Annotated in this window: 18 protein-coding genes; 6 read left to right on the forward strand and 12 right to left on the reverse strand. The window is 68.5% G+C overall.

Annotated elements, in window-relative coordinates; genetic code table 11:
• Positions 1-38: 38 nt before the first annotated feature.
• The 8 genes from M9980_RS04455 to M9980_RS04490 all read right to left on the reverse strand — a co-directional run bounded on the left by M9980_RS04455 (position 39) and on the right by M9980_RS04490 (position 6,133).
• On the reverse strand, positions 39-713 hold the full coding sequence (locus M9980_RS04455) for an META domain-containing protein (RefSeq protein ID WP_250753806.1): 675 nt from the start codon (positions 711-713) through the stop codon (positions 39-41).
• Between the two features lie 76 nt (positions 714-789).
• On the reverse strand, positions 790-1,587 hold the full coding sequence (locus tag M9980_RS04460) for a TrmH family RNA methyltransferase (protein WP_250753809.1): 798 nt from the start codon (positions 1,585-1,587) through the stop codon (positions 790-792).
• Positions 1,588-1,821: 234 nt separating this feature from the next.
• Entirely contained in the window at positions 1,822-2,091 is a 270-nt protein-coding gene (locus M9980_RS04465; RefSeq protein ID WP_250753812.1) for an HPr family phosphocarrier protein, read from the reverse strand.
• Positions 2,088-2,495: a PTS sugar transporter subunit IIA gene (locus tag M9980_RS04470; RefSeq protein WP_250755057.1), complete on the reverse strand. Its 408-nt coding sequence runs from the start codon at positions 2,493-2,495 to the stop codon at positions 2,088-2,090. The genes M9980_RS04465 and M9980_RS04470 overlap by 4 nt, the downstream gene beginning before the upstream one ends.
• Before the next feature lie 23 nt (positions 2,496-2,518).
• Complete coding sequence (gene rapZ / locus M9980_RS04475; RefSeq protein ID WP_250755058.1) at positions 2,519-3,397, reverse strand: RNase adapter RapZ; 879 nt, start codon at positions 3,395-3,397, stop codon at positions 2,519-2,521.
• 32 nt (positions 3,398-3,429) lie between these two features.
• A complete protein-coding gene (locus tag M9980_RS04480; protein ID WP_250755060.1) occupies positions 3,430-3,867 on the reverse strand; it encodes an HPr kinase/phosphorylase in 438 nt (145 codons plus the stop codon).
• The gene (locus M9980_RS04485; protein ID WP_250753814.1) at positions 3,864-5,426 is read right to left on the reverse strand and encodes a sensor histidine kinase; all 1,563 of its coding nucleotides are present in this window, start codon (positions 5,424-5,426) and stop codon (positions 3,864-3,866) included. Before M9980_RS04485 ends, M9980_RS04480 begins: the two co-directional genes overlap by 4 nt.
• Complete coding sequence (locus tag M9980_RS04490) at positions 5,426-6,133, reverse strand: response regulator transcription factor (protein ID WP_250753817.1); 708 nt, start codon at positions 6,131-6,133, stop codon at positions 5,426-5,428. Before M9980_RS04490 ends, M9980_RS04485 begins: the two co-directional genes overlap by 1 nt.
• A 149-nt stretch (positions 6,134-6,282) precedes the next feature.
• Here M9980_RS04490 and M9980_RS04495 point away from each other — a divergent pair, with 149 nt between their 5' ends.
• Together M9980_RS04495 and M9980_RS04500 are read left to right on the forward strand one after the other, a co-directional pair.
• Positions 6,283-7,887, forward strand: coding sequence for a phosphoenolpyruvate carboxykinase (locus tag M9980_RS04495; RefSeq protein ID WP_250753819.1), 1,605 nt, complete (start codon positions 6,283-6,285; stop codon positions 7,885-7,887).
• 49 nt (positions 7,888-7,936) lie between these two features.
• Positions 7,937-8,380 carry a hypothetical protein gene (locus M9980_RS04500; RefSeq protein WP_250753823.1) on the forward strand — a complete coding sequence of 148 codons (444 nt, stop codon included), beginning with the start codon at positions 7,937-7,939 and terminating at the stop codon, positions 8,378-8,380.
• 4 nt (positions 8,381-8,384) lie between these two features.
• On the opposite strand, the gene M9980_RS04505 is transcribed toward M9980_RS04500, so the two are convergent.
• The 3 genes from M9980_RS04505 to M9980_RS04515 form a co-directional block, all read right to left on the reverse strand.
• Positions 8,385-8,792, reverse strand: coding sequence for a DUF3597 domain-containing protein (locus tag M9980_RS04505; protein WP_250753826.1), 408 nt, complete (start codon positions 8,790-8,792; stop codon positions 8,385-8,387).
• Between the two features lie 67 nt (positions 8,793-8,859).
• Positions 8,860-9,324, reverse strand: a complete 465-nt coding sequence (locus tag M9980_RS04510) for an NfeD family protein (protein ID WP_250753829.1) — start codon at positions 9,322-9,324, stop codon at positions 8,860-8,862.
• A 4-nt stretch (positions 9,325-9,328) separates the two neighbouring features.
• A complete protein-coding gene (locus M9980_RS04515; protein ID WP_250753832.1) occupies positions 9,329-10,309 on the reverse strand; it encodes an SPFH domain-containing protein in 981 nt (326 codons plus the stop codon).
• Between the two features lie 50 nt (positions 10,310-10,359).
• On the opposite strand from M9980_RS04515, the gene M9980_RS04520 reads away from it, so the two are divergent.
• From M9980_RS04520 to M9980_RS04535, 4 genes are all read left to right on the forward strand, one after another.
• Positions 10,360-11,178, forward strand: a complete 819-nt coding sequence (locus tag M9980_RS04520) for an HpcH/HpaI aldolase/citrate lyase family protein (RefSeq protein ID WP_250753835.1) — start codon at positions 10,360-10,362, stop codon at positions 11,176-11,178.
• 235 nt (positions 11,179-11,413) lie between these two features.
• Complete coding sequence (gene guaB, locus M9980_RS04525) at positions 11,414-12,874, forward strand: IMP dehydrogenase (protein WP_250753838.1); 1,461 nt, start codon at positions 11,414-11,416, stop codon at positions 12,872-12,874.
• Positions 12,875-13,164: 290 nt separating this feature from the next.
• On the forward strand, positions 13,165-14,346 hold the full coding sequence (locus M9980_RS04530; RefSeq protein WP_250753842.1) for an RsmB/NOP family class I SAM-dependent RNA methyltransferase: 1,182 nt from the start codon (positions 13,165-13,167) through the stop codon (positions 14,344-14,346).
• 32 nt (positions 14,347-14,378) lie between these two features.
• Positions 14,379-14,885, forward strand: a complete 507-nt coding sequence (locus M9980_RS04535; protein WP_250753845.1) for a tetratricopeptide repeat protein — start codon at positions 14,379-14,381, stop codon at positions 14,883-14,885.
• Between the two features lie 3 nt (positions 14,886-14,888).
• Here M9980_RS04535 and rsmA read toward each other — a convergent pair whose 3' ends face one another.
• Positions 14,889-15,704 (reverse strand): 16S rRNA (adenine(1518)-N(6)/adenine(1519)-N(6))-dimethyltransferase RsmA, encoded by an 816-nt coding sequence (rsmA, locus tag M9980_RS04540; protein ID WP_250753848.1) that lies wholly within the window; start codon positions 15,702-15,704, stop codon positions 14,889-14,891.
• Positions 15,705-15,708 lie beyond the last annotated feature (4 nt).

Here is a 15,708-nt window from a genome sequence, read left to right on the forward strand (position 1 = left end):
GCGGACGCGCGGCATTTCTGCGTCGTTCGGACGACCGATCAGCGTGCGCGCCGCAATGTGACGCTCGCTCGCCCGTTCGACAGGACGAGCGTATCGGCGCTGCCGCGATGGACTTTCAGCGGCTGGGCGAGGGCGCGGAACACCGCGTCCTCCACTGCGCCTGCCGGGCCGATGCACGCCATCCGCGTCGACACGATGCGGTCGGTGGTCAGGGTGCCGCGGTCGAACCGGTAGGCGCAGTTGAAGCTGTTGCAGATGCGGCCCTGGATGCGGTCGGCGGTGAACGCCATCGTTGCGGGGCGATCGGTGCGGACCGGGCGCCCGTCGACCGCGGCGATCGTCCAGCGGGTGTCGGCGATCAGCGTGTCGTTGGCGACCACGCCGCCCCCGCAACCGTTCAGCGTGCGCCGTCCGATCGTCACCCGCACGGTGTCGCGGTACGTGCGGTCGCTCATCCCGTCGCTGCACCGCACGTGGGTGATGTCCACGGTCATGCCGCGCGCGCGATAGAGTTCGCCGTTGATCCCGACGATCGAGCGAGGCTTGGCGACGGTCAGCGACCGGCCCTCCGCCGGGCGATAGGTGATGGTGCGGCGATCGATCGACAGAGACCAGAACGGCTCGGTCCCGATCGCGCGATACGGGGCGGCGGGCTGGGCAGCGGCGGGCGCGGCGGCCAGCAGCGCGGGGACGATCAGCAGGACGGACTTCATCACGGCTCTCCTTCGACACGACGCCCTACGAACGCCGGGCTGAACCGATCCTTGCCTCGCCGTTCAGCCGCGCCCTTCAACCGCGGTGGCGGGCAAGAACCTCGTACGCCATCACGGCGGTCGCGACCGCGGCGTTCAGGCTGTCGGCCTTGCCGAGCATCGGGATTTTGACCAGCAGATCGCATTCCGCGGCCATGTGGTCGGGCATTCCCTGTGCCTCGTTGCCGGTCAGCAGGAAGGTGGGGGAGGCATAGTCGGCGGCGCGGTAGTCGGCGTCGGTATCGAGGCTGAGGCCGACGAGCTGGCCCGGCCCGCTCCGCAGCCACATCCGGAATTCCTCCCACGTCGCGCGCGCGACCGGCACGGTGAACAACGCCCCCATGCTCGCCCGCACTGCCTCGACCGAGAAGGGATCGACGCAATCGTCGAGCAGGATCAGCCCGCCAGCGCCCACCGCGTCGGCGGTGCGAAGGATCGTTCCCAGATTACCTGGATCGCGCAGCCGTTCGGCGACCAGCCACAGCTGCGCAGCGGCGCGGTCGATGCTCGCAAGCGGGGTGAGGAATTCCTCGTAAACCCCGATGACGGAACCGGGATTATCCTTGCCCGACAGCTTGGAAAGTATGTCCGCATTCGTCTCGATGGCCTCGCCACCAGCGGCCTCGGTTGCGGTGACGAGGGCGTTCACCAGCGGGCGATCGGTGGCGGAGGGCACGAAGAACAGCGTCTCCGGCAGCCGTCCTGCCTCGCGCGCCTCGGTCAGGATGCGCAGCCCCTCCGCCAGGAACCGCCCGGCATCGCGGCGGTGCTTCTTGTCGCGGAGCAGGCGGGTCGCCTTGACGAGCGGATTGGAGAAGGCGGTGATCGAGCGCATGGCGCGTCGGCCTAGGCGTTAGCCAAGGGCTAACGCAAGGCTCAAGACGCGCCCGGCCGGCGCGGCTTGAAGCCGCGACCGACGACTTGGGCTTTGCCCAAGTCCGGATACGGGGAGCGACGTTTCCTAAGAGCACCGCCGCGGGCGAAGCCCGCGTCGTCGGTCGGCGCTGCGCGCCGCCGGCCGGATCGTCGCTGTTCGGCGCTGCAGCTTTGCTGCTGCGCCTCGCGACGATCAGTCCTCCCCGAACTTCGCCTCGACCAGATCAACCAGCGCCGACACCGCGCTTTCAGCATGCTCGCCCTCGGCGGAGATCACGATATGATCCCCCATCGCCGCGCCGAGCATCATCAGCCCCATGATCGACGTACCCGTGACACTAGACCCATCCTTGCGCACCGTCAGCTCGGTCGGCTGCGAGGAGGCGAGGGTGACGAACTTGGCACTCGCGCGTGCATGAAGCCCGCGACGATTGGCGATCTGAACGGTCCGCTCGACGCTCATGCCGCGGCCACGCCGAGCATTTCGGACGCGACCGAGATGTATTTGCGCCCCGCGTCGCGCGCCGCGGCGACGGCATCGACGACCTTCATCGCCTTGCGCGCGCCGCCCAGGCGGATCAGCATCGGCAGGTTGATGCCCGCGATCACCTCGACCTTGCCCGGCTTCATCAGCGAGATGGCGAGGTTGGAGGGCGTGCCGCCGAACAGGTCGGTCAGCACGATCACGCCGCTGCCCTCGTCAACCGTGGCGATCGCGGCGCCGATGTCGGCGCGGCGGCTTTCCATGTCGTCCTCAGGGCCGATGCAGATCGTGGCGATGCGGTCCTGCTTGCCGACGACATGCTCCATTGCGACCACGAATTCCTCCGCGAGCCGCCCGTGCGTCACCAGCACCAGGCCGATCATGCCGTCGTTCTTGTGCGGAGCAGTCATCGTGGTTTCGGCACATCCTCAAGCGAGTCCTGCGGCGCCGTGCCCAGATCGCGGTGGGTGACCGTGGGGGAAAATCCCTCCTGTTGCAACCGCGCGGCGATGCGCGTGGCGACGTGGACCGACCGGTGTCTCCCGCCGGTACAGCCGATTGCGACGGTAACGTACGATTTCCCCTCCGCCCTGTAGCGCGGCAGCAACAGCGCGAGCAGCCCTTCGATCGCTGCCACCGACTCGGCATAGGCGGGGTCGCCGGCGATATACTCAGCGACCGCGGGATCGAGGCCGGTGCCGGGCCGCAGCTTGGGCACCCAATGCGGGTTGCGCAGGTACCGCATGTCGAAGACCAGGTCGGCGTTGCGCGGCAGCCCGCGGGCAAAACCGAACGACATGACCGACAGCACCGGCTCACCCAGGCCCGCGCCCGAAAAGGTCGCGCGGATCTGCTGCGTCAGTTCGTTGGCGGTCAGCGCGGTCGTGTCGATCACGCGGTTGGCCCAGTCCCTCAGCGGCATCAGCACGTCGCGTTCGCGGGCGATGCCGTCGCTCGCCGGTCGGTCCATCGCCAGCGGGTGGCGGCGCCGCGTCTCCGAATAGCGGCGCTCGAGCTCGGATGCAGCGCAGTCGAGAAACAACACCCCGATATCCAGCCCGTGGTCGTCGCGCAGCGTCTTGATCCGCGAAACGATCCGCGCCGCGTCGAACCCGCGCGTCTTCGATCCGATGCCGATCGCGAGCGGTCGGTCGTCGCCGTCCATCCCCTCGGGCAGGGCGGTCGCGAGCAGCCGGTCGAGCAGCAGCAGCGGCAGATTGTCGACCGTCTCCCAGCCGAGATCCTCCAGCGTCCTCAGCGCGGTCGATTTGCCCGCGCCTGACATGCCGGTGACCAGCAGGATGGGTTTCGCCGGCGTCACGCGTCCGCGCGGCGCTGCTTCAGCGCGATCTCGACCTTGATCGGGGCCGATGGTTCCAGCGAGGGCAGGGCGATCTCGCGCAGCTCGACTCCCGCCAGCCGCCGCAGCCGACCCGCGCCCGGCATCCGCGGCGGCGCCTCTACAATGGCTACGATCAGGCCGACCGGCACGTCGTCGATGTGCGGCATCTCGACGATGCCGATGCCGCGCACTTCGATCTTGCCGGCCAGATTGTCGGGCGCGCGCGCGATCAGCGTTTTCCCCTGGCGTACCAGCCGCGTGTAATCGTCGCTGACCAGCACCGCGCCGCGATCCATCAGGCGCAGCGCAAGGTCGGACTTGCCGGCGCCCGAACGCCCCTCGATCAGCACCGCCACGCCGTCGATCGCGACGCAGCTGGCATGGATGGTTTCCGACGACAGCTCGGCCATCAGTCGCGTGCTCCCAGCGGCAGGTGGACGACGAAGCGCGCGCCGCGCGACATGTCTTCGCGTGATTCGACCATGATCTGCCCCCCATGCCCCTCGACGATGGTCCGCGCAATCGCGAGGCCCAGGCCCGAATGCCGCCCGAACGCCTCGCTTTCGGGGCGCACCGAATGGAAGCGGCGGAACACCGATTCGCGCTCGTCGTCGGGCACGCCCGGGCCCTCGTCCTCGACCGACACGACCAGCATGTCGTCGCTGCGTCCCGCGGCGATGGCGACGCGGGCGTTGTCGGGGGAGAAGGACAGGGCGTTGTCGATCAGGTTTTCAAACACCCGCTCCAGCCGCGTGCCCTCGCCCTCGCTCACCAGCGCGCCGGGTTCGCGGTCGAAATCGATGGCGACGCCGCGGTCGATTCCGCGGGCGCGGCGTTGTTCGAGCAGCCCGTCGATCATGGCGGCGACGTCCACCGGTTCGAATTTCGCGCGCGAGAGTTGCGCGTCGAGCCGCGACGCTTCCGAAATGTCGGTGATGAGCCGGTCGAGCCGCAGCACGTCGTCGCGGACGATGCCGAGCAGCTGCGCGCGCAAGGCGGGATCGGTGACGCGCGACAGCCCCTCGACCGCGGAGCGCACCGAGGCCAGCGGGTTCTTCAGCTCGTGCGTGACATCGGCCGCGAACGCCTCGGTCGCGTCGATGCGGTCGCGCAGGGCGCCGCTCATGTCCGACAGCGCGCGGGCGAGCAGCCCGATCTCGTCGCGGCGATCGGGCAGGCGTGGCACTACGACCTCGCGTGCGCGTCCCAGACGCACCCGCACCGCCGCGCGCGCCAGCCGGCGCAGCGGCTTCACGATCGTGCGCGCCAGGAAAAGCGACAGCAACACCGAGAGGAGCGCGACGATCGCCAGCACCACGGTCAGGCGAAACCGCTCGATCCGGACGGTATTGGTGATATCGATCGCGTTCGCGGTCGTGAAGACGATGCCGTCGCCATAGGATGCCGCGGCGGTGATGACCGGGGTGCGATCGGGCGCGCGCCACACGCTCGCCCGCGCGATCGTCGGGTCCAGCGCGGCGCGGACATCGGGCCATTGCAGCCCGCGGTCGCCCAGACGCTCGCGGTAGAGCGGCGGTCGCACCGCGCCGACCACGGTGTCGATCGCGCCGTCGAGGAACCGCGCCGAATCCTGCTGCCACCCCTCCTTGTCGGGATCGCGCAGCACGGCGTTGCGCGATCCCATCGCGCGCGTATCCGCGGTCAGCCGTCCGTCGGGAGCGTAGAGTCGAAGCCGTGCGCCGGTATCGCGGGCATATTCCATCAGCAGCGCGTCGTGGCGTGCCGCGGGCGTCGCGCGGATGGCGTCGGCGATCAGCCGCGCCTCGCGGCTCGCCTGCGCGATACGGCTGTCGAGGATACGGCTGCGGAAACTGTCGAGGTAGAAGAACCCGCCCGCCAGCAGCAGCAGCGCGACGATGTTCACCGCCAGAATGCGCGGGGTCAGCGATACCTTCGCCGACCAGACCAGATTCAGGTCGCGTTCGCTGTCCGGCGCGTCGAGCGGATCCATTATTCGTCGGTAAAGCGGTAACCCGCGCCGTACAGCGTCTCGATCGCGTCGAATTCGGGATCGGCCTCGCGGAACTTGCGGCGCACGCGCTTGATGTGGCTGTCGATGGTGCGATCGTCGACGTAGATGTCGTCCTGATACGCCGCATCCATCAGCTGGTTGCGCGTCTTCACGATGCCGGGCCGCTGCGCCAGCGTTTCCAGGATCATGAATTCGGTGACGGTCAGCGTCACCGGCGCGCCGGCCCAGGTCACGCGGTGGCGCGCCGGGTCCATCGTCAGCCGACCGCGCTCGATCGGCTGTTGCGGCGCCTCGTCCTCGCCATTGCCACCGGGCAGGGCGCCCTCCGCGCGGCGCAGGATCGCGCGGATGCGGGCTATCAGCAGACGCTGGCTGAACGGCTTGGCGATGTAATCGTCCGCCCCCATCGCGAGCCCCAGCGCCTCGTCCAGCTCGTCGTCCTTCGACGTCAGAAAGATCACCGGTACGGCGCTCCGCTCACGCAGGCGGCGCAGCAGCTCCAGCCCGTCCATCCGCGGCATCTTAATATCCAGCACCGCCAGGTCGGGGGGATTGTCGACCAGCGCCTTCAGCGCGACTTCCCCGTCCGAATAGACGCGGGTCAGGAAACCCTCCGTCTGGAGCGCGATCGAGACCGAGGTCAGGATGTTGCGATCATCATCCACGAGCGCGATCGTTGCCGTCATTCGTGCGGGGTTAGTCGAAACTTGGGCCCCGCTCAACCGTGACACCGGTGGCAGCGTTTGACCCTTGGGGATGCGCCCGATAAGCGCGCGCAGAATAACCACATACGTATGCACGGACGCGTTAGCGCCGGCATCTTGGGAGAACAGTCGTGAGTGATCGTGTTCCGGACGCGAACCTCGAGTCGCAGGGCATCGAGACGCGGGCAGATATCCACTGGAACCTGGTGACCGCGCGCCTGGTCGATGCGGCGCTGCGTCGCAACGAGGGCAAGCTGTCCTCAGACGGCCCGCTGGTCGTCGAGACCGGTCCGCACACCGGTCGCTCCGCGCAGGACAAGTTCATCGTCCGCGATGCCGAGACCGAGGACACGGTCTGGTGGGGCAAGACCAACAAGGGCATGACGCCTGAGCATTTCGCCGCGCTGAAGGCCGATTTCCTGACCGCGTTGCAGCGCAAGGAAGACCTGTGGGTGCAGGATCTGTTCGGCGGGTCGCAGCCGGAACACCGCGTCAACGTGCGCGTCATCAACGAACTCGCGTGGCACAACCTGTTCATCCGAACGATGCTGGTCCGGCCCGAGGAGTCCGAGCTGCGCGGTTTCGTGCCCGACTACACGATCATCGACTTGCCGAGCTTCCGCGCGAACCCCGCGCGCCACGGCACACGCAGCGAGACGGTGATCGCCGTCAACCTGACCGAGAAACTGATCCTGATCGGCGGCACGCGCTATGCGGGTGAGATGAAGAAGTCGGTGTTCGGCCTGCTCAACTATCTGCTGCCCCCGACCGGCGTCATGCCGATGCACTGCTCGGCCAACATGGGCGCCGACGGCTCGACTGCGGTGTTCTTCGGGCTTTCCGGTACCGGCAAGACGACGCTCAGCGCCGATCCCAAGCGCACGCTGATCGGCGACGACGAACATGGCTGGTCCGACACCGCGGTCTTCAATTTCGAGGGCGGCTGCTACGCCAAGATGATCCGCCTGTCCGAAGACGCCGAGCCCGAGATCTTCGCGACCACCAAGCGGTTCGGCACGGTGCTCGAAAACGTGGTCATGGACCCGGTCACGCGCCAGCTCGACCTCGACGACGCAAGCCTCGCGGAGAACAGCCGCGGTGCCTATCCGATCGATTTCATCCCGAATTCGTCGGAAAAGAACATGGGCGGCGTGCCGCGCAACATCATCTTCCTGACCGCGGACGCTTACGGCGTACTCCCGCCGATCGCGAAGCTGACGCCGGATCAGGCGATGTATCACTTCCTCTCGGGCTATACAGCGCGCGTGGCGGGGACCGAGATCGGCGTGACCGAGCCCGACGCGACCTTCTCGACGTGCTTCGGCGCGCCGTTCATGCCGCGTCACCCGAGCGTCTACGGCAACCTGCTCAAGGAGCGCATCGCCAAGGGCGGGGTCGATTGCTGGCTGGTCAACACCGGCTGGACCGGCGGCAAATACGGCGTCGGCAGCCGCATGCCGATCAAGGTGACCCGCGCGCTGCTGAACGCCGCGCTCGACGGCAGCCTGAAGGACGCCGAGTTCCGTCGCGACCCCAATTTCGGCTTCATGGTGCCGGTCGCGGTGCCGGGCGTCGATGCGAAGATCCTCGACCCGCGCGCAACCTGGGCGGACACCGCCGCCTATGACGCAACCGCCGCCGATCTGGTCCGCCAGTTCGTAGAGAATTTCGCGCAATTCGCGGATCACGTGGACGAGGGGGTGCGACAATCCGCACCCCGCGCCGAAGCCGCCTGACCCGCCCGGTTCATCGGAATCGGGCTTTGCCGCGAAAGACCCGTTTCCGATGTCCGACCTGCCGTTTCGCCCCTTCGCCGACGACGCCGCCGTGCGCCGCGTCGGGGAGAGGCTGCTCGCCCGCACGCTCCCGCGCCCCGAATGGACGCACGAGGCGCATCTCGCCGCGTGCCTCTATCTGCTGACCGAGCGTCCCGACATCGACGTCGATGCGCGGATCGGCGATACCATCCGCACCTACAACGCCAGCGTCGGCGGGGTGAACGACGACACGCAGGGCTATCACGACACGATCACCCACGCATCGGTTGCAGGCGTCCGGGCTTTCCTGAAGACGCAGCCGAGCGGTGGCCTTGCCGACCGGGTCAACGCCTTGCTGGGGTCAGCGACGGGTCGCCGCGACTGGCTGCTGCGCTTCTATTCGCCCGAACGGCTGTTCTCGGTCGCGGCGCGGCGAGCGTTCGTTCCGCCCGACCTTGCGCCGCTCCCGTGAAGCGTCAGTCGAGCATCGACGCCGGCACCTTGCCGCCGTTCTTCGCCAGTTCGGCCATCACCCGCTTGCGCAGCCAGATGTTCATCTCCGCACTGCCGTCCAGCGCGCCGGTGTAGCCGAGTTCCTGCGCCAGTTCCTTCCGCTCGGCGAGGCTCGATTCCATGCCCACCAGCTTCATCAAGTCGACGATTGACGTCCGCCAGTTGAGATCGCGCCCCGACGTCCGCTGCATGTCGGTCAGCACCTGTTCGATATCGACGGTCTGCGCGGCAGGCGCAGGAGCGGGCGCAGGCGTTGCAGGCGCACCCTGGGTCGGCGCCTGAGCGGGCTTCGGCTGCGCAGTGGGTGCCGGGGCGGGGGCTGCCGGCTTGTGACCGAAGATCGCGTCCTTGATTTTCGAGAAGATACCCATCGCTCATACTCCATGCGCGCAGCAGCAGGATGCTGCCCGGACGGGTACGAAAACACTCCGCGCGGGCTTAGGCTCCGCGCCCGTCGCCCAACGTCTCGACCGGCTCGACCCGCAGCGCCGACCCGTCCGCGCCGACGATCCGCACCCGCGCGCCGACCGGCGCATCCGGCCCGCGCGCCAGCCATTCGCTGTCGCCGACATGGACCCGCCCCGATCCGCCGTTGATCGCCTGCACGACCGTCACCGTCTCCCCCAGCAGCCGCGCCACGCGGTCGTTGAGCAAAGGGTCGCTGCTCTCGACCGGGCGCCCGAGATAATAGGTCCGCCCCAGCCAGACCGCGATTCCCGACCACGCCGCAAAGCTCAGCAGCTGCGCCGCGACCGGCATGTCGGGAAACAGCAACAGGAACGCCCCCGTGATTCCCGCCGCCACCGCCAGGAATATCAGGAACACTCCCGGTACCAGCAGTTCGGCGACCCCGAGGACCACCGCCGCGATCAGCCACCACGCGCCGAGATTGTCGAAGCCCACGCGCTTACCCTTGCGACTGTTCGAACGGTCCCTTGACCCGTGGCACTGGTGGCGGGGCGGCAACGGGTGAGGGGGCATCGCCGCCCATCGCCTGTTTCGCCAATTCGCCGATCCCACCCAGCGTCCCGATCAGCTGCGTCGCTTCGACCGGGAACAGGATCGTCTTCGCATTGGGGCTGGTCGCGAACTTGCCGACTGCTTCGACATATTTCTGCGCGATGAAATAGTTGAGGCTCTGGCTGCTGCCCTTGGCGATCGCGTCGGACACCAGCTCGGTCGCCTTCGCCTCGGCCTCGGCAGCACGCTCTCGCGCTTCGGAGTCGCGGAAAGCGGATTCCTTGCGCCCCTCGGCTTCCAGAATGCGGGCCTGCTTCTGGCCCTCGGCGCGCAGGATCTCGGACGCGCGCGTGCCCTCCGCCTCCAGGATGTTGGCGCGCTTCTCGCGCTCGGCCTTCATCTGCCGGCCCATCGCATTGACGATGTCGGCGGGCGGGCGGATGTCCTTGATCTCGACGCGGGTGATCTTCACGCCCCACGGCGTCGTCGCATGATCGACCACGTTCAACAGCCGCGCATTGATCTCGTCGCGCTTGCTGAGCGTCTCGTCGAGGTCCATCGATCCCATGACGGTGCGCAGGTTCGTCGTCGTCAGCTGCAGCAGCGCGACATACAAGTCGCTCACCTCATATGCGGCCTTCGGCGCATCCAGCACCTGGAAGAACACGACCCCGTCGGTCGAGATCATCGCGTTGTCCTTGGTGATGATCTCCTGGCCCGGAATGTCGATCACCTGCTCCATCATGTTGACCTTGCGGCCCACGCGATAGAAGAACGCCGGATAGAAATTGAATCCAGGCGCCGCGGTGCTGGTAAAGCGGCCGAAATGCTCGATCGTATATTGATAGCCCTGCCGGACGATCTTGATCGACATGAACAGATACAGGACGACGAGCACCAGGATAAAGGCTGCGGCGGTCAGTTCCATCGTATCGATTCCCACTCCCCTGTGTGGCCCAAGCGTAGCATAACCGCGGCATGACGATAGCCCGATCGCTCGCCCCGCGTTCCCTTTTGTTCCTGCCCGCATCGAACCCGCGGGCGATCGAGAAGGCGCGGGGGCTGGCTGCCGACATGATCTTCCTCGACCTGGAGGACGCAGTGAAGCCCGCCGACAAGGCGACCGCCCGCACCGCCGCGGTCGCCGCCGCGGCGGATGGCTTCGGCGGGCGTCCGGTCGCGATCCGCGTGAACATGCTCGGTACGGAGTGGCATGATGCGGACGTCGCCGCGGTCGCTGCGTCGCGCGCGGACTATGTCATCCTGCCCAAGGCGGAGGTGCCCGACGACGTCGCCACGGTCGCCGCCCGCGCCACAAAGCCGCTGCTCGCGATGATCGAAACCCCGTGCGGCGTCCTCGCCGCGCCGCAGATCGCGTCGATCCCCGACGTAGCGGGCCTGATCGCGGGCACCAACGACCTCCGCGCTACGCTCAAACTGCCGCCCGACGCGCCCCGCGCCAGCCTCGCGCTCAGCCTCCAGATGGTGGTGCTGGCGGCGCGCTACGGCGATTGCTGGGCATTTGACGGCGTGTACAACCGCCTCGACGACGGCGAAGGCTTCGCCGATGAAGCGCGCGAGGGCCGCGCGCTCGGCTTCGATGGAAAGACGCTGATCCACCCCAGCCAGGTCGATCCCTGCAACGCGCTGTTCGGCCCGACCGAGGCCGAAATCGCCGACGCCCGCGCCCTCATCGCCGCCGCGACCGGCGGCGCCGAACGCTTCGGCGACCGCATGATCGAGGCGATGCACGTCGATCAGGCACGGGGCGTGCTAGCGCGGGTAGGGGGTAAGTAGAAACGGTTCAGGAAAGGCGCGAAGGCGCTAAGGGGTCGCGCAATCGGCGCGGCAGCGCCTTCATCATGCCGACTTTGGGCCGCTCCGCGGAATTACGATCGCAACATCTTCGCGCCTTCGCGCCTTCCCTGAACCATGACCTTCTTCTTCCCACTTATAGAGCGGCCCCCAAGGACTGGCGCCGACCCGCCACCTTGGTTACATGGCCCGCCACATCCAACGACGCGGCGACATCATGGACATTCCCCTCGGCCTGACCTTCGACGACGTGCTCCTGCTGCCGGCGGAATCGGAGGTGCTTCCGTCGATGGCCGACACCCGCACCCGCGTATCGCGCACGCTGTCGCTCAACATCCCGATCCTGTCGTCGGCGATGGACACCGTGACCGAGGAAGCGATGGCGATCATGATGGCGCAGCTGGGCGGCATCGGCGTGCTCCACCGCAACCTGACCGTCGAGCAGCAGGTCGCCGCCGCGAAGCTGGTCAAGCGTTTCGAAAGCGGCATGGTCGTCAACCCGATCACCATCACCCCCGACGCGCCGCTGCGCGAGGCGCGCGCGCTGATGGAGCGCCACCGCATCAGCGGCATCCCGGTGACGGAAGCGTCGGGTAAGCTCGTCGGCATCCTCACCAACCGCGACGTCCGCTTTGCCGAGAACCCCAACCAGCCGATCCGCGAGCTGATGACGCACGAGAACCTCGCCACCGTCAGCGCCGGCGTCAGCCAGGAGGAGGCCCGCCGCCTGCTCCACCAGCGCCGGATCGAGAAGCTGCTGGTGGTCGACGAGGAGTATCACTGCGTGGGGCTCGTCACCGTCAAGGATATCGAGAAGGCGGTCACCTATCCCAACGCGACCAAGGACGAAGCCGGGCGCCTGTGCGTCGCCGCCGCCACCACCGTCGGCGATGGCGGGTTCGAACGGACCGAGGCGCTGATCGATGCCGAGGTCGACCTGATCGTCATCGACACCGCCCACGGCCACAACAAGGACGTCGCCCGCGCGGTCGAGCGCGTGAAGAAATTGAGCAACCGCGTCCAGGTCGTCGCCGGCAACGTCGCCACGGCGGAGGCGACGAAGGCGCTGGTCGGCGCCGGGGCGGACGGGGTGAAGGTCGGCATCGGTCCGGGCTCGATCTGCACCACCCGCATCGTCGCGGGCGTCGGCGTGCCCCAGCTGACCGCGGTGCTGAACGCCGCCGAGGAAGCCGCGAAGTCCGGCGTCCCCGTCATCGCCGACGGCGGCATCCGCACCTCGGGCGACATCGCCAAGGCACTGGCCGCCGGCGCCTCGACCGCGATGATCGGATCGCTGCTCGCGGGCACCGAGGAAGCGCCCGGCGAAACCTTTCTATATCAAGGGCGTGCGTACAAATCCTACCGCGGGATGGGAAGTGTCGGCGCGATGGGCCGCGGCTCCGCCGACCGCTATTTCCAGGGCGATATCAAGGACCAACTGAAACTGGTGCCCGAGGGGATCGAGGGTCAGGTCGCCTTCAAGGGCTCGGCCCGCGAAGTCATCCACCAGCTCGTCGGCGGGGTGAAGGCGGCGATGGGCTATACTGGATCGAAGACCATTCCCGACCTCCAGTCCCGCGCTAACTTCGTCCGCATCACCGGCGCGGGCCTGCGCGAAAGCCACGTCCACGACGTCACGATCACTCGCGAAGCGCCGAACTATCCGACCCACGGGTAGGGGCCAACTTGGCTGCTGCCGTGCTCTCGCGCAGGCGGGATTCCAGGGTTACGGGGCGCGGCGCTAGCGGCCCTAGGCTCCCGCCTGCGCGGGAGCACGATAGGGGAGATGAATGACGGTCCGGGGAAGCCGCCCCAACCACGCCCACGCGCATTTCACTGGTAATGTTGGAGCCGATTTGCTCCACGCGAAGGCATGACCATTCTTCACGCCGTCTCAAGCCACGGCCCTGTCGACACCCCCGCAATCGGGCGTCAACTTCGTCAACATTCGCGCCCGCCGGTGGCCGCGTGACGCCCGCCGCCCGTACCCAGTCCGCGATCGACCTGCTCGACGCCATCATCGTCGCCGCGCGGGATGGCGGGGCCGCTGCCGATACGCTGATCGCCCGCTATTTCGCCGCGCGCCGCTATGCCGGGTCGAAGGACCGCCGTGCCGTCCGCGCTTTGGTGTACGAGGCGATCCGCCTGCTCGGCGAACGTCCAACCTCGGGCCGCGCCGCGATGCTCGCGGTCGCCAAGGTCCGCCCCGAGCTGCTCGAGACCTTCGACGGCAGCACCTATGGCCCGGCCCCCGTCGGGGAAACCGAAGTCCCCGCGCTGACCGGCCTTGCTCCCGCATGGCTCCGCGACGCGCTCCAGCGTTCCGGCCTCGACAAGGTGCAGATGGCGGCGCTGCTCGACCGCGCCCCGCTCGACATCCGCGTCAACACGCTGATGGGCACGCGCGACGATGCGCTGGAGCTGTTCGAGGGCGCGGAGACCGTCGCCGGCGCCCCCGCCGCGCTGCGCCTACCCGCCGACACCCCGGTCGAACGCTCGCCCGCCGCAGAGGGTGGGCTGGTCGAGATCCAGGACGCCGGCAGCCAGATCGTCACCGCGGTCGCCGACGCGCGAGCCGGCCAGACCGTCATCGACCTGTGCGCAGGCGGCGGCGGCAAGACGCTCGCGCTCGCCGCGGCGATGGCCAATGACGGGCGCATCATCGCCACCGACACAGACCGCACCCGCCTCCAGCGGATGCAGCCCCGCGCCGATCGCGCGGGCGTGACGATCGTCGAGAGCCGCCTGCTCGATCCGGGCGAGGAGGCGAAACCGCTCGCCGACCTGAAGGACGCCGCGGACATCGTACTGATCGATGCGCCCTGTTCAGGCACCGGCACGTGGCGCCGCAATCCCGAGGCGCGGTGGCGGCTGAGTTCGGGGCGGCTCGAGCGGCTGACCACGACGCAGGCGATGCTGCTCGATCTCGGCGCGACGCTGACGAAGCCGGGCGGGGCGATCACCTATATCGTCTGCTCGCTGCTCGATGCCGAGGGTGCGGAGCAAGTCGCGGCGTTTGCCGCGCGGCACCCGGACTGGACGGTCGAGGCGCCCGCGGTCGGCACGGCCCACGGCGGCGGCGCGCGGCTGACCCCGGCAACCGACGGCACAGACGGCTTTTTTGTCGCGCGGCTGCGGCGCCCATGCTAGCCGATGTGGCGGTATCCCGGTGGGAGATTGTGATGCGTTACCTCTCGGTCACCGCGGCGGTCGGCTTGACGCTGCTGAGCCTCTCGACGTCCTTGAGCGGCCAGCGACCCGACGAACAGATCGACGCACGCAGCCTGGCCTTGCTCGAAAAGGGCAAGGCGGCGCGGGCGGCGGGCAACCTGCAGGGCGCGACCGACCTGATCGAGACGGCGCTGGTCGTCGACCCCCGCAACCGCGGCGCCTTCCTGACGCTCGCCGAGATCGCACGGACGCAGGAGCTGCCCGGCAAGGCGATCCGCCTGTACCGCGAGGCGCTGCTGCTCGAGCCCAACGACGTCGCTGCGCTGCGCGGGCAGGGTGAGGCGCTGGTGCAGAAGGGCGCAGTCGTCCGCGCCCGCGAGAACCTCGCCCGCATCCAGAAACTGTGCCCGAAAACCTGCGCCGACGGCACGACACTGGCCGCGGTGATCGCGAAGGGTCCGCCGGTGCGCGCCGCCGCTGCGTCCCCGGTCGAGCCGCCGACGACCGCGAAGAACTGACGCCTAGCTGAGTGTGCGGGCGACCGCGACGAAATCGGCGACGCTGACCGTCTCGGCGCGCCGGGCGGGGTCGATGCCGAGCGTTTCGAGTGCCGCCAGCGCGCCCGGCACGCCCTTCAGGCTCTGTCGCAGCATCTTGCGCCGCTGTCCGAAGGCGGCGCCCGTCACCGCTTCCAGCCGGTCCAGCCGGACCCCCACGGGCGCGTCGGCGGGAACGATGTGGACCACCGCCGACATGACCTTCGGCGGGGGCGTGAAGGCGGAACGATGGACCGGCATGGCGATGCGCGCGGTTGATCGCCACTGCGCCAGGATCGCCAGGCGGCCATAGGCGTCGTCCCCCGCGTCGGCGACGATGCGGTCGGCAACCTCTTTCTGGAACATCAGCGTCAGGCTCTGCCACCACGGGTACCAGTCCGCCGACAGCCAGCCGACCAGCAGCGCAGTGCCGACGTTATAGGGCAGGTTGGCGACGATATGCGGCTTGCCCGCGAACAGCGACGGCGCGTCGATGGCGAGCGCATCGCCTTCGATCACCCGCAGCCGGCCCGGATAGGCCGCCCCCAGTTCCTCGAGCGCCGGGATGCAGCGCCGGTCGCGTTCGATCGCGGTGACCCGCGCTCCGGCAGCCAGCAAGGCACGGGTCAGCCCGCCGGGACCGGGTCCGATTTCCAGCACCTCGGCATCGGTCAGCTCGCTAGGCACCGCGGCGATGCGGGCGAGCAGCTGCCCGTCGAACAGGAAATTCTGGCCGAGCGCCTTCGACGCGGTCAGGCCGTGGCGCGCAACGACTTCGCGCAGCGGGGGCAGGGCGACCACCGCG

Origin of the sequence: Sphingomonas donggukensis (assembly GCF_023674425.1) — a bacterium.
In the GTDB taxonomy this organism is placed as follows: Bacteria; Pseudomonadota; Alphaproteobacteria; order Sphingomonadales; family Sphingomonadaceae; genus Sphingomonas; species Sphingomonas donggukensis.